Source organism: Streptomyces sp. NPDC058221 (genome assembly GCF_042882365.1).
Taxonomy (GTDB): domain Bacteria; phylum Actinomycetota; class Actinomycetes; order Streptomycetales; family Streptomycetaceae; genus Streptomyces.
This window is the reverse complement of record NZ_JBHVWF010000019.1, coordinates 63,085-81,902: the sequence shown is the minus strand read 5'-3', so window position 1 is coordinate 81,902 and position 18,818 is coordinate 63,085. Positions and strand designations below refer to the sequence as shown.

At 70.5% G+C, this 18,818-nt stretch carries 18 protein-coding genes; 8 read left to right on the top strand and 10 right to left on the bottom strand.

The window, feature by feature from the left end; all coding sequences use genetic code 11:
- Window positions 1-91: 91 nt before the first annotated feature.
- Genes ACFVW8_RS09395 through pdhA form a run of 3 tightly spaced genes read right to left on the bottom strand, consistent with a single transcriptional unit; the run spans window position 92 to window position 3,749 of the window.
- Window positions 92-1,558: a dihydrolipoamide acetyltransferase family protein gene (locus ACFVW8_RS09395; RefSeq protein WP_389687773.1), complete on the bottom strand. Its 1,467-nt coding sequence runs from the start codon at window positions 1,556-1,558 to the stop codon at window positions 92-94.
- Complete coding sequence (locus tag ACFVW8_RS09390) at window positions 1,558-2,589, bottom strand: alpha-ketoacid dehydrogenase subunit beta (RefSeq protein WP_389687770.1); 1,032 nt, start codon at window positions 2,587-2,589, stop codon at window positions 1,558-1,560. Before ACFVW8_RS09390 ends, ACFVW8_RS09395 begins: the two co-directional genes overlap by 1 nt.
- On the bottom strand, window positions 2,586-3,749 hold the full coding sequence (gene pdhA / locus ACFVW8_RS09385) for a pyruvate dehydrogenase (acetyl-transferring) E1 component subunit alpha (protein WP_389687768.1): 1,164 nt from the start codon (window positions 3,747-3,749) through the stop codon (window positions 2,586-2,588). The genes ACFVW8_RS09390 and pdhA overlap by 4 nt, the downstream gene beginning before the upstream one ends.
- Window positions 3,750-4,013: 264 nt before the next feature.
- Here pdhA and ACFVW8_RS09380 point away from each other — a divergent pair, with 264 nt between their 5' ends.
- Window positions 4,014-4,520, top strand: a complete 507-nt coding sequence (locus tag ACFVW8_RS09380) for an Lrp/AsnC family transcriptional regulator (RefSeq protein ID WP_389687783.1) — start codon at window positions 4,014-4,016, stop codon at window positions 4,518-4,520.
- A 134-nt stretch (window positions 4,521-4,654) separates the two neighbouring features.
- Here the strand turns inward: ACFVW8_RS09380 and ACFVW8_RS09375 are convergent, their stop codons facing one another.
- The gene (locus ACFVW8_RS09375; protein ID WP_389687766.1) at window positions 4,655-5,248 is read right to left on the bottom strand and encodes a TetR/AcrR family transcriptional regulator; all 594 of its coding nucleotides are present in this window, start codon (window positions 5,246-5,248) and stop codon (window positions 4,655-4,657) included.
- 123 nt (window positions 5,249-5,371) lie between these two features.
- On the opposite strand from ACFVW8_RS09375, the gene paaN reads away from it, so the two are divergent.
- Complete coding sequence (gene paaN, locus ACFVW8_RS09370; protein WP_389687764.1) at window positions 5,372-7,072, top strand: phenylacetic acid degradation protein PaaN; 1,701 nt, start codon at window positions 5,372-5,374, stop codon at window positions 7,070-7,072.
- A 217-nt stretch (window positions 7,073-7,289) separates the two neighbouring features.
- Here paaN and ACFVW8_RS09365 read toward each other — a convergent pair whose 3' ends face one another.
- The 3 genes from ACFVW8_RS09365 to ACFVW8_RS09355 all read right to left on the bottom strand — a co-directional run bounded on the left by ACFVW8_RS09365 (window position 7,290) and on the right by ACFVW8_RS09355 (window position 10,356).
- Window positions 7,290-7,985, bottom strand: coding sequence for a TrmH family RNA methyltransferase (locus ACFVW8_RS09365; RefSeq protein WP_389687781.1), 696 nt, complete (start codon window positions 7,983-7,985; stop codon window positions 7,290-7,292).
- A 104-nt stretch (window positions 7,986-8,089) separates the two neighbouring features.
- Window positions 8,090-9,418: an HTTM domain-containing protein gene (locus ACFVW8_RS09360; RefSeq protein WP_389687762.1), complete on the bottom strand. Its 1,329-nt coding sequence runs from the start codon at window positions 9,416-9,418 to the stop codon at window positions 8,090-8,092.
- On the bottom strand, window positions 9,415-10,356 hold the full coding sequence (locus tag ACFVW8_RS09355) for a DUF5819 family protein (protein ID WP_389687760.1): 942 nt from the start codon (window positions 10,354-10,356) through the stop codon (window positions 9,415-9,417). Before ACFVW8_RS09355 ends, ACFVW8_RS09360 begins: the two co-directional genes overlap by 4 nt.
- A 114-nt stretch (window positions 10,357-10,470) precedes the next feature.
- Between ACFVW8_RS09355 and paaA the strand changes: the two genes are divergently transcribed.
- The 6 genes from paaA (at window position 10,471) to ACFVW8_RS09325 (ending at window position 15,420) form a co-directional block, all read left to right on the top strand.
- Entirely contained in the window at window positions 10,471-11,511 is a 1,041-nt protein-coding gene (paaA, locus tag ACFVW8_RS09350) for a 1,2-phenylacetyl-CoA epoxidase subunit PaaA (RefSeq protein WP_389687758.1), read from the top strand.
- Window positions 11,508-11,798 (top strand): 1,2-phenylacetyl-CoA epoxidase subunit PaaB, encoded by a 291-nt coding sequence (gene paaB, locus ACFVW8_RS09345; protein WP_389687756.1) that lies wholly within the window; start codon window positions 11,508-11,510, stop codon window positions 11,796-11,798. The genes paaA and paaB overlap by 4 nt, the downstream gene beginning before the upstream one ends.
- Window positions 11,795-12,496, top strand: coding sequence for a 1,2-phenylacetyl-CoA epoxidase subunit PaaC (gene paaC, locus ACFVW8_RS09340; RefSeq protein ID WP_389687755.1), 702 nt, complete (start codon window positions 11,795-11,797; stop codon window positions 12,494-12,496). Before paaB ends, paaC begins: the two co-directional genes overlap by 4 nt.
- Window positions 12,490-12,996: a 1,2-phenylacetyl-CoA epoxidase subunit PaaD gene (paaD, locus tag ACFVW8_RS09335; RefSeq protein ID WP_389687753.1), complete on the top strand. Its 507-nt coding sequence runs from the start codon at window positions 12,490-12,492 to the stop codon at window positions 12,994-12,996. Before paaC ends, paaD begins: the two co-directional genes overlap by 7 nt.
- Window positions 12,997-14,055, top strand: coding sequence for a 2Fe-2S iron-sulfur cluster-binding protein (locus ACFVW8_RS09330; RefSeq protein WP_389687751.1), 1,059 nt, complete (start codon window positions 12,997-12,999; stop codon window positions 14,053-14,055).
- 174 nt (window positions 14,056-14,229) lie between these two features.
- The gene (locus ACFVW8_RS09325; protein ID WP_389687749.1) at window positions 14,230-15,420 is read left to right on the top strand and encodes an acyl-CoA dehydrogenase family protein; all 1,191 of its coding nucleotides are present in this window, start codon (window positions 14,230-14,232) and stop codon (window positions 15,418-15,420) included.
- 218 nt (window positions 15,421-15,638) lie between these two features.
- Here the strand turns inward: ACFVW8_RS09325 and ACFVW8_RS09320 are convergent, their stop codons facing one another.
- From ACFVW8_RS09320 to ACFVW8_RS09310, 3 genes are read right to left on the bottom strand one after another with little or no spacing between them, the layout of a single operon-like run.
- Window positions 15,639-15,983 carry a rhodanese-like domain-containing protein gene (locus tag ACFVW8_RS09320; protein ID WP_389687747.1) on the bottom strand — a complete coding sequence of 115 codons (345 nt, stop codon included), beginning with the start codon at window positions 15,981-15,983 and terminating at the stop codon, window positions 15,639-15,641.
- A 59-nt stretch (window positions 15,984-16,042) separates the two neighbouring features.
- On the bottom strand, window positions 16,043-17,155 hold the full coding sequence (locus ACFVW8_RS09315) for a J domain-containing protein (protein ID WP_389687745.1): 1,113 nt from the start codon (window positions 17,153-17,155) through the stop codon (window positions 16,043-16,045).
- Window positions 17,156-17,213: 58 nt separating this feature from the next.
- Window positions 17,214-18,665: a DUF2252 domain-containing protein gene (locus tag ACFVW8_RS09310; protein ID WP_389687743.1), complete on the bottom strand. Its 1,452-nt coding sequence runs from the start codon at window positions 18,663-18,665 to the stop codon at window positions 17,214-17,216.
- Window positions 18,666-18,818 lie beyond the last annotated feature (153 nt).

Sequence of the window (18,818 nt, the reverse complement as noted above, 5' to 3'; positions counted from 1 at the left end):
GGTGCGGTGCAGTCCTAGACAGCTCCACCACACCGGAGGTCTTCGCCTTTGATCAAGACCCTGGCGTCAACAACGCTCGTGGTTAATACAGCTAGAGCGTCCGCAGGAGCACCGCAGGCTGTTCCACACAGTCGGCCACATAGCGCAGGAAGCCGCCCGCCGTGCCGCCGTCGCACACCCGGTGGTCGAAGGTCAGCGAGAGCTGGACGACCCGCCGCACGGCCAGTTCGCCCTCGTGCACCCACGGCTTGGGGACGATCCGGCCGACCCCGAGCATCGCCGCCTCGGGGTGGTTGATGATCGGGGTGGACCCGTCCACCCCGAACACCCCGTAGTTGTTGAGCGTGAACGTGCCGCCGGTCAGCTCCGCCGGCTTCAGCGTTCCCGTCCTGGCGGCCTCGGTGAGCCGGGTGATCTCCGCCCCGATCGACTCCGCGTTGCGCGCCTGCGCGTCCCGTACGACCGGGACGACGAGCCCCCGCTCGGTCTGGGCCGCGAATCCGAGGTGGACACCGGACAGCCGCACGATCTCGCGTGCTTCCTGGTCCACCGTGGAGTTGAGCTCGGGATACCGGGCCAGAGCCGCTGTGCAGATACGGGCGAGCAGCGCGAGCACCGACACCTTGGGCCCGGCACTCGGGCCGCCTGCGCTGTTCATCGCGGCGCGGGCCGCCATCAGCTCCGTGGCATCCGCGTCCACCCAGCACGTGGCGTCGGGGATCTCGCGCCGGCTGCGCGCCAGCTTGTCGGCGACCGCGCCCCGCACACCGCGCAACGGAATCCGCTCACCGGCCGCGTGTGCCTGCACCTCAGCCGGACGTACCGCCGCATCGGCAGTGCGTGCGGGCGCGTCGGCCGTACGTGCCTGCTCCCTGGACATCGCCTCGGCCTCGTGCGAGGCGATGCTCCCGGACCGGATGGCGGACTCCACGTCGGCCCGAAGGATCAGCCCGTCGGGCCCGGATCCCGCGAGCTGCCGCAGATCGAGGTCGTGCTGCCGCGCGAGCTTGCGCACCAGCGGCGAGACGACGGCCACCGGCCCCCGCCCCTCATCAGAAACAGCAGCGGACGCAGAGGATGCAGCCGATGCAGCCGGTGCAGAAGCAACAGGTGCAACAGAAGCAGCAGGTGCAACAGGCGCTGCGGTGGTGGCGGGCGTCGAGAGCCCCTCCGGCCTGACCCGCCTGCGACGGACCGGCGGTGCGCCGGTCCCGTACCCAACCAGCACATTGCCGGACCCCGCCACATCCGCCTCGGCGGTCCCCGTACCGGCCCCGGATTCCGCCGTATCCCCACCCCCGGACGGCTCCACGGAGCCGACCGCGACCGTCAACAACGGAGTGCCGACCGGGAGTTCCGTACCCTCCTCGCCGAACCGCGCGGTCACCACGCCCCCGTACGGGCACGGCACCTCCACCATCGCCTTGGCCGTCTCGACCTCGACGACCGGCTGGTCGATGGCGACGACATCGCCGACCTCCACCAGCCAGCGCACGATCTCGGCCTCGGTCAGCCCCTCGCCGAGATCCGGAAGCCTGAATTCGAGAACCTGCGGCATCAGTGCTCCGCCTCCCACTGCAGTCGTGCGACGGCGTCGAGCACCCGGTCCACACCCGGCAGGTGGTGGCGCTCCTGCATCGGCGGCGGGTACGGGATGTCGAATCCGGCGACGCGCAGCACCGGAGCCTCCAAGTGGTGGAAGCAGCGCTCGGTGATCCGGGCCGCGATCTCACCGCCCGGGCCGCCGAAGCCGGTGGACTCGTGGACGACGACCGCGCGGCCGGTACGCCGCACGGAAGCGGCCACCGTCTCGTCGTCGAACGGCACCAGCGAGCGCAGATCCACGACTTCGAGATCCCAGCCCTCCTCGACCGCGGCCTGGGCGGCCTCCATGCAGACGGGCAGGGACGGCCCGTACGTGATCAGCGTCGCGCTGCGCCCGGGGCGGCGCACGACGGCCCGCCCGATGGGTTCCACCGCGGTGGGCGCCTGCGGCGACCAGTCCGCCTTCGACCAGTAGAGCCGCTTGGGCTCCAGGAAGACCACCGGGTCGTCGGAGGCGATCGAGGCCCTCAGCAGCCCGTACGCGTCATCGACCGTGGCAGGCGTGACGACATGGAGACCCGGGGTCGCCATGTAGTACGCCTCCGAGGAGTCGCTGTGGTGCTCGACGCCGCCGATTCCGCCGCCGTACGGCACCCGGACCGTGATCGGCAGCGGCATGGCGCCCCCGGTCCGGTTCCGCATCTTGGCGACGTGGCTGGTGAGCTGCTCGAAAGCCGGATAGGCGAAGGCGTCGAACTGCATCTCCACGACGGGCCGCAGCCCGTACATCGCCATGCCGACGGCCGCGCCGAGGATGCCCGCCTCGGCCAGCGGGGTGTCCGTGCAACGGTCGTCGCCGAACTCCTTCGCCAGGCCGTCGGTGATCCGGAAGACGCCGCCGAGCGTGCCGACGTCCTCCCCGAGGACGTGCACGGAGGGGTCCTCCGCCATCGAGTCGCGCAGCGCGCGCCCAAGGGCCTGGGCCATGGTGGCGGGCTTGGCCTTTGTCGTCCGCTCGCCGGCCGTGGCAGCTGCCGTGGTCATCGCCCTGCTCCCCCGTCGTCCGTACCGTGCTGCTCGTTCTCCGCGTCCAGCTCGACCCGCAGGCGGGCCGCCTGCTCGCGCAACTGGGCGGTCTGCTCCGCGTACACATGGGTGAAGAGATCCATCGGGTCGAGCACCGGGTCGGCGTTCATCCGCTCACGCAGTCCGGCGGCCATCCGCTCGGCGGCCGCACGGGCCTCCTCGATGCCGTCGTCACCGAGCAGCCCGCGCCCGGTCAGCTCCCGCTCCATGAGCTGGACCGGATCGTGCGCCCGCCACGCCTCGACCTCGCTGTCGCCGCGGTAGCGGGTCGCGTCGTCGGCGTTCGTATGCGCGTCCATCCGGTAGGTGACGGCCTCCACGAGCGTCGGTCCGCCGCCGCTCCTGGCCCGCTCCACCGCCTCGGAGAGCACCTGGTGCACAGCCGCCGCATCGTTCCCGTCGACCAGCCGGCCCGGCATCCCGTATCCCACGGCCTTGTGTGCCAGCGAGGGTGCCGCGGTCTGCTTGGCCAGGGGCACGGAGATGGCGAAGCCGTTGTTCTGCACGAGGAAGACGACCGGGGCCCGCCAGACCGCGGCGAAATTCAGCGCCTCGTGGAAATCGCCCTCGCTGGTCCCGCCATCGCCGACCAGGGCGAGCGCGACCACGTCGTCACCCTTGAGCCGCGCCGCGTGCGCCAGGCCCACCGCATGCGGCAGCTGGGTGGCGAGCGGGGTGCAGAGCGGGGCGATGCGGTGCTCGCGCGGGTCGTAGCCGGTGTGCCGGTCACCGCGCAGCAGCGTCAGCGCCTCGACCGGATCCAGCCCACGTGCCACGGCCGCGAGCGTGTCGCGGTAGCTGGGAAACAGCCAGTCCCGCTCCTGGAGCACCAGGGCGGCCGCGATCTCGCAGGCCTCCTGCCCCGTGCTCGACGGATAGACGGCGAGCCTGCCCTGCTTGGTGAGGGCGGTCGCCTGGGTGTTGAAGCGCCGGCCGCGCACCAGCTCGGCGTAGAGCCGCAGCAACAACTCGGGGTCTGCTCCGGCTGCGCCGTCCGTACCGAGCACGCGGTACGGCTCGGGGTCCGGGAGCAGCGGCGCGGGGTCGGTGAGCGGCTTCCATGCCGGGGGCGGCGTGGGCCGGTAGGCGGCCGCGCCGGGCAGCTCTTGGACCGTCATGACAAGCACCTCCTGGCATCGAGGGGTATCGAGCGGCAGCTGTCGACATCGAGTGATACCCCGATATCGAGGGGTGGCGAAATATGTCCAAATATCAAGTACTGCGCGATCCACGAATGTGGTGCGACTCACCTACCGATTGTTCGGTCGCGAGCGCATTTTGGCTACAGGCGCCGTCAGCCTGTGGACAAACGGTTCTCCACACCCTGGGATGGAGACATCTCGTCCAGGACAGGGAGGCGCGGGAACATGGCAGCTGAACAAATGGCCGACGGCGGCGAGGACCCCGGACGGATTCCTCCGGCACGGCCGCTCGACTCCATCGACCGCGCCATCGTCCGGTTGCTCCAGACGGACGGCCGCGCCTCGATACGGTCGGTCGCCGATCGCGTCCATGTGTCGCGCGCCAACGCGTACGCCCGGATCAACCGGCTCATCGACGACGGGGTGATCCGCGGCTTCAGCGCGCGGGTGAACCACGAACGGGCCGGACAGGGGGCCTCCGCCTACATCACGCTCAAGATCGTCCAGAATTCCTGGCGCACCGTTCGCGAGCAGCTCCAGGCGCTGCCGGGAGCCACGCACATCGCCCTGGTCAGTGGCGATTTCGACGTCCTGCTGCTGGTGCACACGCAGGACAACAGGTCACTGCGCGAGCTGGTCCTGACCAGGATCCAGTCCATTCCCGAGGTGCTGTCCACCCGCACCCTGCTGGTGTTCGAGGAGACGGACCTGGCCCCGGGCTCCGACCGCCCCGCAGAACTCACCTGAGGGGCAGCAGGGCCGGGAGGAGCAACGAATCGGCAGCCCCCAGCACCCCGAAGGCTCAACGACTGGACTTCAACGACCGCCTTCGACAGCTGAGCTCAACAACTGGACTCAACAACTGGACCCAACGACTGGGCTCACCGACTGGCCTTCATGCCGTCGAAGGCCAGCCGGACGACGGTTTCCGCGAGCTGGTCGCGCTCCACACCGCCGTCAGGCAGCGGCCGATACCACTCCACCAGGGAGTTGACCATTCCGAAAAGCAGCCGCGTCGCAAGGCGTATGTCCACGTCGGAGCGGAGGTCGCCGTCCGCGACCGCGGCCTTCAGCAGATCGCCCACCCGCTGGTCGAACTCGCGCCGTCGCTCCAGCGCCCAGCGCTCGGTCTTCGTGTTGCCCCGCACCCTCAGCAGCAGCGTGACGTAGGGCAGTTCGGCTATCAGCACCTCGACCGTACGACGGGTGACGTATTCGACGCGCGCGATGGCTCGCCCCCGCGTCGCACCCGATTCGTCGAGGATTCCGAACAGCCCGTCCAGCGCCCGGCTGACCGCTCGCCGCAGCAGCTCTTCCTTACCGGCCACGTGGTGATAGATGGACGACTTGGAGATCCCCGCCGCCTTCGACAGGTGCTCCATGGACGTGCCGTCGTAGCCGCGTTCGTTGAAGACACGGACAGCGACGGTGAGCAGAGTCTCCGGGGTGTACGTGTCCCGCTTGGCCGTGGTCATGCCAGCGATCCTCCCCTACGAGTTGTCCACAGGTTTCGTGGGGCCCCTTGTCCCGACCGATCGTTCGGTTACTCTAACTCTGTCCGCCCGTCCCTGCCCAGCTCGATGAGGAGTTGGTCCGTCATGGCCGCCGAGCTCTCCCCGAACCTGCTGACCGAGAAGCACCGCCCCACGCTCGACCGGGCCCTCGACGCGATCCGCTCGCGTGCCTACTGGTCCCCGCACCCCGAGCACCCGAAGGCGTACGGCGAGGGCGGCTCCCCGGGCAGCCTGGGCGCCGCCGAGGGCAAGGCCGCCTTCGACGCCGTGCTGCACACCCGTATCGACCTCGGCCAGCCGGGCACCGACGGATGGACGGGCGGCGAGACCTCCCCGTACGGGCCGGCGCTCGGCGTCGAGTATCCGCACGCCGACATGGACGTCCTGATTCCGGCGATGCGCGCGGGGATGCCGGCCTGGCGCGAGGCGGGCCCCGAGACCAGGGCCCTGGTCTGTCTGGAGATCCTTTCCCGGATCAGCGACCGTACCCACGAGTTCGGCCACGCGGTGATGCACACCAGCGGACAGGCCTTCATGATGGCGTTCCAGGCCGGAGGCCCGCACGCCCAGGACCGCGGCCTGGAGGCGGTGGCGTATGCGTACGAGGAGCAGATCCGCGCTCCTCGTACAGCGGACTGGTCCAAGCCGCAGGGCAAGCGCGACCCGATCGAGCTGCACAAGACGTTCACCGCGGCGGGCCGCGGTATCTCCCTGCTGATCGGCTGCAACACCTTCCCCACGTGGAACGGCTACCCGGGCCTCTTCGCCTCTCTCGCCACCGGCAATCCCGTCCTGGTCAAGCCGCATCCCCGCGCGGTACTTCCGCTGGCCCTCACCGTCCGGCTGGCGCGCGAGGTGCTCGCCGAGGCGGGGTTCGATCCCAACCTGGTCGCTCTGGCAGCCGAGCGCCCGGGCGAGGGCATCGCCAAATCCCTGGCGGTACGGCCCGAGATCAAGATCATCGACTACACGGGTTCCACCGCGTTCGGTGACTGGCTGGAGGCCAACGCCCGCCAGGCACAGGTCTATACGGAGAAGGCCGGGGTCAACACGATCGTCCTCGACTCCACCGACGACTACCGCGGCATGCTCGCCAATCTGGCGTTCTCGCTCTCCCTGTACAGCGGCCAGATGTGCACCACCCCGCAGAACCTGCTGATCCCCCGCACCGGGATCACGACGGACGTCGGAGACAAGACCTACGACGACGTGGTCGGCGACATCGCCGCTGCGGTCACCGGACTCCTCGGCGACGACGCACGGGCCAACGGCCTGCTCGGCGCCCTGGTCAACCCGGAGGTGCGGGCCCGCCTGGAGGCGGCCGCGCAGCTCGGCGAAGTCGCCCTCCCCTCAAGGGAAGTGGCCAACCCCGACTTCCCGGAGGCGGTGGTCCGTACGCCACTGATCGTCAAGCTGGACGGCGCCAAACCGGACGACGACTCCCCCTACCTGTCGGAGTGCTTCGGCCCGGTCTCCTTCGCGGTCGCGGTCGACTCCACGGCGGACGCGGTGCAGCTGCTGCGCCGCACGATCCGCGACAAGGGCGCGATGACCGTGGGCGCCTACACGACTTCGCCGGAGGCGGAGAGCTCGGTCGTGGAAGCCTGTCTGGACGAGTCGGCCCAGCTCTCGCTGAATCTGACGGGCGGGGTGTACGTGAACCAGACGGCGGCCTTCTCCGACTTCCACGGCTCGGGCGGAAACCCGGCAGCCAACGCGGCCCTGTGCGACGGAGCCTTCGTCTCCAACCGCTTCCGCACCCTGGAAACCCGCCGCCAACGCTGACCCGCCCGCCCAGCTATGCAATCGCAGCCACTCCGGCGCTTGAGGACCGGGGCCCCACCCAGCCCGTCCGGCGCTTGAGGACCGGGGGTCCGGGGGCAGAGCCCCCGGTTACGGGAAGGGGCGGGTAGGGGACAGCCGCCGCAGGCACCGCCACCCGCACCCGCCCCCACCCGCACCCAGCCACCCACTCGCCCTCGACGGGCACGGGCCGGGGCCCTCACTCAGGAGCCGGGCCCGACACCCCCGCCCCAGAGATATCCGCATACCGCTGCACCCACGCATGCATCGCAATCGCCGCAGCCGCCCCCGCATTGATCGACCGCGTGGACCCGAACTGCGCGATGGAACACACCATCGACGCATGCTTACGGGCCTCCTCGGTCAGCCCCGGGCCCTCCTGCCCGAACAGCAGCACACACCGCCGCGGCAACTCGGTCCGCTCCAGCGGCACGGCGCCCGGCAGATTGTCGATGCCGATGATCGGCAGCCCCTCGGCCGCCGCCCAGGCGGTCAGATCAGCGGTGTCGGGGTGGTGACGGACATGCTGGTAGCGATCGGTGACCATCGCCCCGCGACGGTTCCAGCGCCGCCGCCCCACGATGTGGATCTCCTTGGCGAGGAAGGCGTTCGCTGTGCGCACCACCGAGCCGATATTGAAGTCGTGGCCCCAGTTCTCCACCGCCACATGGAAGTCGTGCCGCCGCAGATCCAGATCGGCGACGATCGCCTCCCGGGTCCAGTACCGGTATCCGTCGCCCACATTGCGCCGGTCGCCGTGCGCGAGCAGCTCGGGGTCGTACCGCTCACCCTCGGGCCAGGGGAGCGGGTGCGGCCCGACGCCGATCTCCGCCCCGAACCCGTCGTCGTACTGGGCCGGCTCGCCCGCCACGGACGCGCCGTCCACCGCGGGCAGCCCTGCCGTAACAGAACCATCGGTCGACAGATCACTGTCGGTACCGCTGATGCCGCTGATGCCGCTAGTGCTGCCGTTGCTACCGGTACTGCCGTTCTCGCTGCTCACCCGACGAGCGTATGGCCCCTGCCGCCATCATGCTGCGGTGCCTCCCGGCCTTCGGCACCGTCCCTGGGCTCCGGCACCCTGCCCCGCTCCCGGAACAGCACATCCCGGCCGAGTGCAGCCCGGCCCTCCAGCCACACGAGGAAGACGGTCGGCAGGAATACGGCGTCCGCGGCGATCATGGCCAGCGAGAAGAACGGCAGCCCCAGCAGCAGGGCAATCCCGGCGTGCTCGCAGATCATCGCGACGAGCAGGATGTTCTTGACCCGCCGGTTGAACAGGGTGAACGGGAACGCGACCTGCACGATGACCGTGGCGTACGTCAGCACCATCACCATCACCCCGCTGGAGGCGAGGAGGTCCGAGAGGCCGGGCCACGGCGTGAAGTAGTGGAGCTTGAGCGGGTAGTACAACGCCGTGCCGTCCTGCCACCTCGAACCCTGGATCTTGTACCAGCCCGCGGTGGAGTAGATCAGGCAGACCTCAGCCATGATCACGACGAGGGTGGCGTTGTGGGCGAGGTTGGCGATGACGTCGAGCAGGATGCGCGGCTCGCTGTGCGGCGCGTACCGGTTCACGGCCCACCAGGCGGCGTGGCCGATCCACAGAACCCAGAACAGCACCGGCAGCCAGACCGTTCCGCCCAGGCTGTCCGTCAGCGTGGCCCCGAGGAGTACGGCACCGAACGCCACCCACATCAACGGGCCCACCACATCACCGCGCAGCGGACGCCCGCTCCCGGCGCTGCCGACCGGCTCCGCGCCCCCGGCCACGTCTCCGTACCGGTCCCCGGCCACGTCTCCGTGCCGGTCCCCGGCCACGTCCGCACTCTGCTCCGCCTGCGCTCTGCGCGCCGCACGGCGGGCGTCCAGCGACCAGACCTGCCCGCACCGGGTCAGCACCATGTAGATCGCCATGAGATGGAGGACGTTGTCACCACCGTCGCCCATGAAGATGCTGCGGTTCTGCAGCGAGAGCACGCCCACCATGAACAGGACGGACATGGCTCGGGTGTGCCAGCCCACCATCAGCAGCGCGGCGGAGAGCAACGCCAGCGCGTAGACGACCTCGAACCAGACGGTGCTGTCCGACCACATCAGGGTGGTGAAGGCCTGATTGTTCGAGATCAGCTTTTCCGCCATGTCCCAGCGCCACGGGGCATCGGGTCCGTACATCTCGCGCCGGTGCGGCAGCTCCCGCAGCAGGAACAGCAGGTACGTGGCGGAGAAACCGATCCGGATGACGGCACTCTGGTACGGACCGAGGGACGAGGCGGTGATGCGCTGGATACCGCGGGCGAGCCTGCGGTCGGGGCCGGGCGTACTCACTGGTCCGTCTCCTTCTGGTCCGCCGAGCCCTCGGGGAGGTCGGCCGCGGTGACGGTCCACCAGGGCAGCACCCGGTAGGACGGCTTCACACTGATCTTCTCGTCGCTCCACGCCGGCGCCGCGACGGACCGCACCTCGGAGCGGATCTGGATGCGTTCGACGGTGCCGCCGTAGTCGTGTTCACCGAGGCGCAGCATCACTATCCGGCGCATGTACTGCTCGGAGAGGGTCCCACGCAGCCCGTTGGCACGGTTCCGGTCGTCGTGGGAGCCGAGGTAGAAGTCCCAGCCGCGGCGGAGTTCGTTCTGCTGGACGTGGCTGGGCAGCAGATTGCCGCGTATCGCCTCGCCGTCCTCACCCGAGAGGTTCATCCACGGCGTGGTGCGGCGGCCGTCGGCAGCGGCTATCTCAGCTCTGACGTGCACAGCGATGTTCTGCTGGAGCGGGTTGGGGGCGAAGAGCTTCCAGTTCTGCTCGAACTCGGGGTAGACCCATTGGTCGACCGCCTTGCCGTGCTGCTTGGTCAGCGTGTTGGACGGGGCGACGTGCAGAAACACCATCGCCAGCTGAACGCAGGTGAGCAGCCCGATCACCGACAGTGCCACGGCGGCGGCAACCTGGTAGGGAAACGACAGCCCCGCCATCCCGGCACGAGGCGCCGCGCCTGCCACCGGATCCGGCCCGGTACTCACATCCGGCCCGGTACTCACATCCGGCCCGGTACGACGGTCCGGCCCGGTACGACGGTCCGGCCCGGTACGACGGTCCGGCCCGGTACGACGGTCCGGCGCCGGACCGGCCTCGGAGCCCGGCCCCGTACGCGGCGCGGCACTCGCCTCGTTACGCGCCTCGCTGCGCGGCTCAGGAACCGTCCCTGAATCGAGACCGGCAACGCGTCCGTCGCCGTCGCCGACGCCCCTGTCGTCGTACGAATCCATCCCGCCCCGATCCCCGTCGATCCCGGTCAGTTATCCACAGGGTTGACACCCTACGGGCCGCCGACTCACCATTGAAGACATTGAACCGAACGATCGGTCGGTAGGGAGTCCGGGATGGCGGCAGTGACTGCGGGCCAGACAGCGCAGGCGACAGCGGGCAGTACGGATGGGGCAGAAGAGGCCCAGGCGGCGGCCTTCGACGCCGCGGTGGCGGCCGAAGAGCGCATCGAGCCGCGGGACTGGATGCCCGATGCCTACCGCGCCTCGCTGGTCAGGCAAATGGCCCAGCACGCGCACTCCGAAATCATCGGCATGCAGCCCGAGGCCAACTGGATCACCCGCGCGCCCTCGCTGCGCCGCAAGGCCATCCTGATCGCCAAGGTGCAGGACGAGGCCGGGCACGGCCTGTATCTGTACAGCGCGGCCGAGACGCTCGGCACCGGCCGCGAGGAGCTGCTCGACAAGCTGCACGCGGGCCGCCAGAGGTATTCATCGATCTTCAATTACCCCACCCTGACCTGGGCGGACGTCGGCGCGATCGGCTGGCTGGTGGACGGCGCCGCGATCACCAACCAGGTGCCGCTCTGCCGCTGCTCCTACGGTCCGTACGCCCGCGCGATGGTCCGTATCTGCAAGGAGGAGTCCTTCCACCAGCGCCAGGGCTACGAGCTGCTGCTTGCCCTCAGTGGCGGTACGGCCGCTCAGCACGAGATGGCCCAGGACGCGGTGAACCGCTGGTGGTGGCCGTCGCTGATGATGTTCGGCCCGCCGGACGACGCCTCGTCGCACTCCGCCCAGTCGATGACCTGGAAGATCAAGCGGCATTCCAACGACGAGCTGCGGCAGCGCTTCGTCGACATCTGCGTCCCACAGGCAGAGGTGCTCGGCCTCACCCTCCCCGACCCGGATCTCCGGTGGAACGAGGAGCGCGGTCAGCACGACTTCGGCGCGATCGACTGGACGGAGTTCCAGGAGGTCCTGAAGGGCAACGGCCCGTGCAACGAGGAGCGCATCACCCAGCGCCGCCGGGCGCACGAGGAAGGCGCCTGGGTCCGTGACGCGGCCACCGCCTACGCACAGAAGCAGACAGCCGTACCGAATGCCGTACCGGATGTCGTACCGAATGTCGTACAGAACGGGGAGGCGACAGCATGAGCAGCTCGACCGACTGGCCGCTGTGGGAGGTGTTCGTACGCTCGCGGCGCGGGCTCTCCCACACCCATGCCGGCAGCCTGCACGCCCCGGACGCCGAGATGGCTCTGCGCAACGCGCGCGATCTGTACACCCGCCGGTCCGAGGGGATCTCCGTCTGGGTGGTGCCGTCCACCCAGATCACGGCGTCCTCGCCGGACGAGAAGGACACGTTCTTCGAGCCGGCCGGCGACAAGCCCTACCGCCACCCCACGTTCTACAAGATCCCGGACGGGGTGAAGCACCTGTGACCGCGGCCCTCGCCCTCGGCGACGACGCGCTGGTGCTCTCGCACCGGCTGGGGGAGTGGGCAGGCCACGCCCCCGTGCTGGAGGAGGAAGTGGCCCTCGCCAACATCGCGCTGGACCTCCTGGGCCAGGCCCGCCTGCTCCTCTCCCTCGTCGGTGACGAGGACGAGCTGGCGTATCTGCGCGAGGAGCGTGCCTTCCGCAACGTCCAGCTGGTCGAGCAGCCGAACGGCGACTTCGCCCACACCATCGCCCGCCAGCTCTACTTCTCCGTCCACCAGCACGGGCTGTACGAGCAGCTGGCCGCCGGTGACGGCGAGTTCGCCGGGATCGCGGCCAAGGCGGTCAAGGAGGTCGCCTACCACCGTGACCACGCCGAGCAGTGGACGCTGCGCCTCGGCGACGGCACGGCGGAGAGCCACGACCGGATGCAGCGCGCGGTGGACGCGCTGTGGCGCTTCACCGGTGAGCTGTTCCAGCCGGTCGAGGGCGTCGAGGTGGACTGGACGACGCTGGAGAGCGGCTGGACGGCATCCGTCACCGGAGTACTGGAACGGGCCACGCTGACCGTACCGTCCGGCCCTCGGGCAGGCGCCTGGACGGCCGGAGCGGGCCGGCAGGGAATCCACACGGAGCCCTTCGGCCGGATGGTCGCCGAGATGCAGCACCTGCACCGCAGCCACCCGGGGGCGTCATGGTGACGTGGACGCCGCTGGAGGAGGAGCTGCGCAGCCTCACGGGCTCCGTCCCCGACCCGGAGCTGCCGGTGCTGACCCTGGAGGAGCTGGGTGTGCTCCGGGGTGTGGAGGTGCTCGCACCGGGCCGCGTCACGGTCCGGCTCACCCCTACCTACACCGGCTGCCCCGCGATCGAGACCATGTCCACGGACATCGAGCGCGTGCTGCTCGATCACGGCATGACCGAGGTCTCCGTGGTCACCGTCCTCGCGCCCGCCTGGTCCACGGACGACATCAGCGCGGAGGGCCGCCGCAAGCTCACCGAGTTCGGCATAGCGCCCCCGCGGCCGCACGATGCCGCCTCCCCCTCCGCCGGGCCCGTGCCGCTCACCCTGTCGGTGCGCTGCCCGCACTGCGGTTCCACCGATACGGAGCTGCTGAGCCGGTTCTCCTCCACGGCCTGCAAGGCGCTGCGCCGATGTGTGGCATGCCGCGAACCGTTCGACCATTTCAAGGAGTTGTAGATGTTCCATCCGCTCCGGGTCAGCGCGATCGAACGGCTCACGGACGATTCGGTCGCCGTCGACTTCGCCGTACCGCCGGAACTGCGCGAGACCTTCCGCCACAAGCCCGGCCAACACCTCAATGTCCGCTACTCCGTCGACGGCGAGGAAGTCCGCCGCTCGTACTCGATCTGCGCACCGGCCACCGAGCAGCCGGCCGCCCCGCGCCTGCGGGTGGGTATCCGGCTCGTCGACGGCGGCGTGTTCTCCACGTACGCGCTCAAGGAGCTGGCCGTCGGCGATCAGGTCGAGGCGATGCCCCCGATGGGCCGCTTCGTGCTCACCCCGCGCGCCGGCCGGTTCGCCGCGGTCGTCGGCGGCAGCGGGATCACCCCGGTGCTGTCCATCGCGGCGACGCTGCTGTCCCGGGAACCGGACGCCTCGTTCTGCCTGATCCGCAGCGACCGGACCGCCGCGTCGACGATGTTCCTGGATGAGGTTGCCGACCTCAAGGACCGCTTCCCGGACCGGTTCCAGCTGGTCACCGCGCTCTCCCGGGAGGAGCAGCAGGCCGGGCTCCCCTCGGGCCGGCTGGACCGCGAGCGGCTCACCGGCCTGCTGCCCGCGCTGCTGCCGGTGGCCGAGGTGGACGGCTGGTATCTGTGCGGCCCGCTCGGCCTGGTCCGGTCGGCCGAGAGTGCGCTGCAGGATCTGGGCGTCGACCGGACTCTCGTCCACCAGGAGATCTTCCACGTCGAGGACGGACCGGGTGCATCCGCACTGCCCCGGATCGAAGCCCCGGCCGGCAGCATGCTCACGGCGACCCTGGACGGCCGCTCGGGCAAGTGGCCGGTGCAGGAGGGCGAATCGCTGCTGGAGACGGTGCTGCGCAGCCGTTCGGACGCGCCGTACGCCTGCAAGGGGGGCGTATGCGGGACGTGCCGGGCCTTCCTGGTGTCGGGCGAGGTGCGCATGGACCGCAACTTCGCGCTGGAACCGGAAGAGACGGGTGCTGGCTATGTACTGGCCTGCCAGTCCCGTCCGGTGACCGGGGAGGTGGAGCTCGACTTCGACCGCTGAGGAGGCCGGGCGTATGCCTGCCGATCGACTGGCGCATGCCTGCCGGCCGAGGTCCGACGTCCGCACGCGCTGCGCGCCGCGCGCCGCACCTGTTCCCTTCTTGTAGAACCTGTTCTATCTTGACGAACCGTCAGGTCCGGGTACGGGCGCAGCGGTTCGCGGGAGGCCAGGACAGTGGACTTCACCTTCACCGAGGAACAGCAGGCAGCCGTCGAGGCGGCACGGGCGGTCTTCTCGGGCGTGGCGCCCGACGCGGTCCCCAGCCCCGCGCTGGTGCCGGGCGCGGTGGCCGAGGACTTGGACCGCCCGCTGTGGGCCGGTCTCGCCGCAGGAGACCTGCTGAGCCTGACGCTGTCGCCGGAGCACGGCGGGGCCGGGCTCGACCTGATCGCGCTCTGCCTGGTGCTGCGCGAGTCCGCCAGGGTCCTTGCACGGGTTCCCCTGTTGGAGACGTGCGCCGTGTCGATGACGCTCGAGCGCTTCGGCGACCAGGAGCTGGCCGCCGAACTGCTGCCCGCCGTCGTCCGGGGCGAGCTGGTTCTCACCGTCGGAGCCAATGGGCGCTCAGGCCACGATCCGGCCGAACTCTCCGTCACCGCACGCCCGGCCGCCGCCCGGAGCGAGGCCGACGGAAGCCGGGCCGACGGAGCCGGCCGGGACGGCTCGGAAACTATCTGGGTACTCGACGGTGTGCAGTCGGCCGTGCCGTGGGCGCGGACCGCGGACTGGATCGCGGTACCCGCCCACACCGAGGAGGGCCGGGCAGTCCTGGCCCTGGTCCGCCGCGGCCACGACGGCGTCACGATCGCCGAGCAGGTCTCGACCAGCGGCGAACCGTTCGGCGAGGTACGGCTGGACTCGGTACGGATCGAGCGACGCCAGTTGATTGACACCGCCGGTGCCTGGGAGTGGCTGCACGCGCTGCTCACCACCGGAACGTGTGCGCTCGCGCTGGGACTGGGGGAAGCCGTGCTGGCCATGACGAGCCAGTACACCGGAAAGCGCGAACAGTTCGGCTTCCCCGTGGCGACCTTCCAATCCGTCGCCGTGCAGGCCGCGGACCGCTATATCGATCTGCGCGCCATGGAGGTGACCCTCTGGCAGGCGGCCTGGCGGATCGCCACCGGCGGGAGCGGCACGCTGCCCCCTGCAGGCGATGTCGCCGTTGCGAAGATCTGGGCATCCGACGGGGTCCGCAGGGTCGTACAGACGGCCCAGCACCTGCACGGCGGCTTCGGTGCGGACACCGACTATCCCCTCCACCGCTTCCACGCCTGGGCGAAGCAGATCGAACTCTCTCTCGGCCCGGCCGCAGCCCACGAGGAGGCGCTGGGCGATCTGTTGGCTGCGCACTCCCTCGACTGAGCACACCGAGGAGCCAGACACATCCTGGCCCACCCCGTATCGCGCCCGGACGGGGCGGGCACGTGCGGCAGGTCTCGGCCCAGCCGACCCGGCCCGCCTGGGGCGCCCAGAGGCCTGCTCAGCCCCGAGGAGCCGGTCCGGGCCCTGAGCTCAGCTGCCCGGCCCCGCCCTCCCGGGCCGAACTCGGCCCGGCTCGACCCGGCTCGGCTCGACCCGGTTCAGACGACGAAGGCCGGGTTGCCGCTGTCGGTGACCATCGGTCGACCGGCACCGTCCCAGGCGAGCATGCCGCCGTCGATGTTCACGGCGTCGATGCCCTGCTGCACCAGGTACTGGGTGACCTGGGCCGACCGGCCACCGACCCGGCACATCACGTGCACACGCCGGCCGTCCTCCGCTGCCTCGGTCAGCTCGCCGAAGCGGCCCACGAAGTCACTCATCGGAATGTGCAGGGCGCCATCGACGTGCCCAGCCGCCCATTCGTCGTCCTCCCGGACGTCCAGCACGAAGCCGTCCGCCGGCACCGCCGCGACGTCGACCGTGGGAAGCGGGCCGAAATTCATGGGTCATGCCTTCTCTCGTGAATGCGCTCGGGAAATGCGCTCCGAAGTCACCGGAAACGCTACTGCACCAGAGCTGCCAGCTCAGCCTCACGCCGGGAGACCTCACCCAGCAGCTGCTCGGCGATCTCTTCGAGCAGGTGGTCCGGATCGTCCGGGGCCATCCGGAGCATGGCGCCGATCGCGCTCTGCTCCAGCTCCTGGGCCAGCACGGTCAGCAGTTCCTTGCGCTGGGTCAGCCAGTTCAGCCGGGCGTAGAGCTCGTCGGCCTCGCCGAGCTGCGCCTCAGGAACCGCCGGCCCGGCCGCCCACTCCTGGGCCAGCTCCTTGAGCAGTGCCTCGTCCCCACGCCCGTACGCGGCGTTGACCCGGGTGATGAACTCGTCCCGGCGGGCCCGCTCCGTCTCGTCCTGAGCCAGATCGGGGTGGGCCTTGCGGGCCAGCTCGCGATACAGCTTGCGGGCCTCCTCGGTCGGCCTGACCCGCTTGGGGGGCCGGACGGGCTGCTCGGTCAGCATCGCGCTCGCCTCGGGGGAGAGCCCGTCGGAGTCCATCCAGTCGTGGAACAGCTCGTCGACACCCGGCATGGGCATCACGATGGACCGCGCCTCCTGCGCCTTGCGCAGATCCTCGGGATCGCCGGTCCTGGCAGCCCGGGCCTCAGCGATCTGCGCATCGAGTTCGTCGAGACGCGCGTACATCGGCCCCAGCCGCTGGTGGTGCAGCCGGGAGAAGTTCTCCACCTCGACCCGGAAGGTCTCCACCGCGATCTCGAACTCGATCAGGGCCTGCTCGGCCACCCGCACAGCATTCGCCAGCCGCGCCTCGGGACGAGCCTGCTCGTCAGTTCCGCCCGCAACACCGTCGGAGCCCCCGTCAGCAACCCCGTCAGCCGTCCCGCCCACGGCTCCGTCGGCTCCGGCACCGGCTGCTGCGGCGTCGGAGGCCGAGGCACCGGCATCCGCAGCGATGGCGTCGGCATCCACAGCGGCAGCGTCCTCGACACCGGCACCCGCAACACCGGCCCCGGGTTCGGCGGCAGCGTCGCCCGCCACCGGGGCGCCGGTGGCAGTGGTCTCCGCAGGCGCGTCGGCCGCCCGGCCGGGCTGCCGGTCGTGGTCCTGCCGGTCATCGTCGTTCCGGGTGGTCGGCACCCCGGCGGCTTCGTGGGTCACCCGTCCAGCGTATGGCCACAGCCGGTGCCCCGAAGACGCGCGGTCGGCGGAACGGGCGTCACACCCCCGGCTCGGCGGCTATCCGGCCCGCGCCGATCGCCTGCACAAGATCGGCGTGATCCGCCTCCGTGCGGTCCGCGTAGGTCACCGCGAACGCCGCCACCGCCTCGTCCAGCTCGTCGTTCTTGCCGCAGTAGCCCGCGATCAGTCTCGGATCGGCAGTGTGCGCATGGGCCCGGGCCAGCAGCGCACCGGTCATCCGGCCGTAGTCGTCGACCTGGTCGGCCGCCAGGGCGGCCGGGTCGACGCTGCCCTTGCGGTTTCTGAACTGCCTCACCTGGAACGGCCGCCCGTCCACCGTCGTCCAGCCCAGCAGGATGTCGCTGACGACCTGCATCCGCTTCTGCCCGAGCACGACCCGGCGCCCTTCATGCCCCACCTCCGGGACATCGAACCCCACGGCCGGCAGATGGGGTGCCAGGACCGAGGGCCTGGCCTCCTTCACCTGGAGCACCAGCGGCTCACCCCGGTGGTCCAGCAGCAGCACCACATATGACCGGGTGCCCACGCTTCCCGTGCCGACCACCCGGAACGCCACATCGTGGATCGCATGGCGGGCGAGCAGCGGCACCCGGTCCTGCGAGACGGTGCCCAGGTAGTCACCGAGCCCGGCCGCCACGGCTGCGGCCTCCTCGTCCGGCACCCGGCGCAGCACCGGCGGCGCGTCGACGAACCGGCGGCCGCCGTCCCCTGAGTCCTCCGTGGACTTCGCGGCGAAGCGGGCACTGGTGTTGTTACGGGCCTTCTCCGATACCCGCTCCAGTGTGCCGAGCAGATCCCGCGCGTCCGTGTGCGAGACGAGCTCCTCGTCGGCGATGGCATTCCATGCGTCGAGTGCGGGCAGCTTTGCCAGCAGCCGCATCGTCCGCCGGTAGGCACCCACCGCGTCGTACGCGCCTCTGCGGCACGTCTCCTCGTTCGCGCCCACCTCACGGCCTGCGAGCACCAGCGAGGTGGCGAGGCGCTTGAGGTCCCACTCCCACGGGCCGGCCACGGTCTCGTCGAAGTCGTTCAGATCGATGACCAGGCTGCCCCGCGCATCGCCGTACAGCCCGAAGTTGGCCGCATGCGCGTCGCCGCAGAGCTGGGCGCCCACCCCGGTGACCGGGGTGCCCACCAGGTCGTGAGCCATCAGCCCGGCCGAACCCCGGAGAAAGGCGAACGGGGTGGCGGCCATCCGCCCCACCCGGATCGGCGTGAGCGCGGGCACCCGGCCCCGGTTCGACTCCTCGACCGCCCGCACCGCATCGGGCCGGCCCGCCGGCAGGACCAGGGACTCGTGCGAGGACCGCGGCACCCGCTCACGCAGCGCCTTGCCCGAATCTCTCGGCGACTGCGGCCCGCCCCACTCCTTCGGGTGTGCGCGGCGGGCGAACCCCGGCACAACCGGAATGCGCGGATCAGCCTCCACAGCCCGCTGCACCGGCACTGTCGCTTCGATCTCTCCCATGGCGCAAAGCCTCCCCCGCCCTGGCCGGAAGCCGCCGCCCGACGCCCGGTCCAACATCAACTGCCGACGACGGTACCGCCGTTCACCGGTGGCCGTCTGCCCCTGTGGATGACCGGCCCGGCCGCCTGTGGATAACTCCCGCCCGCGCATCCC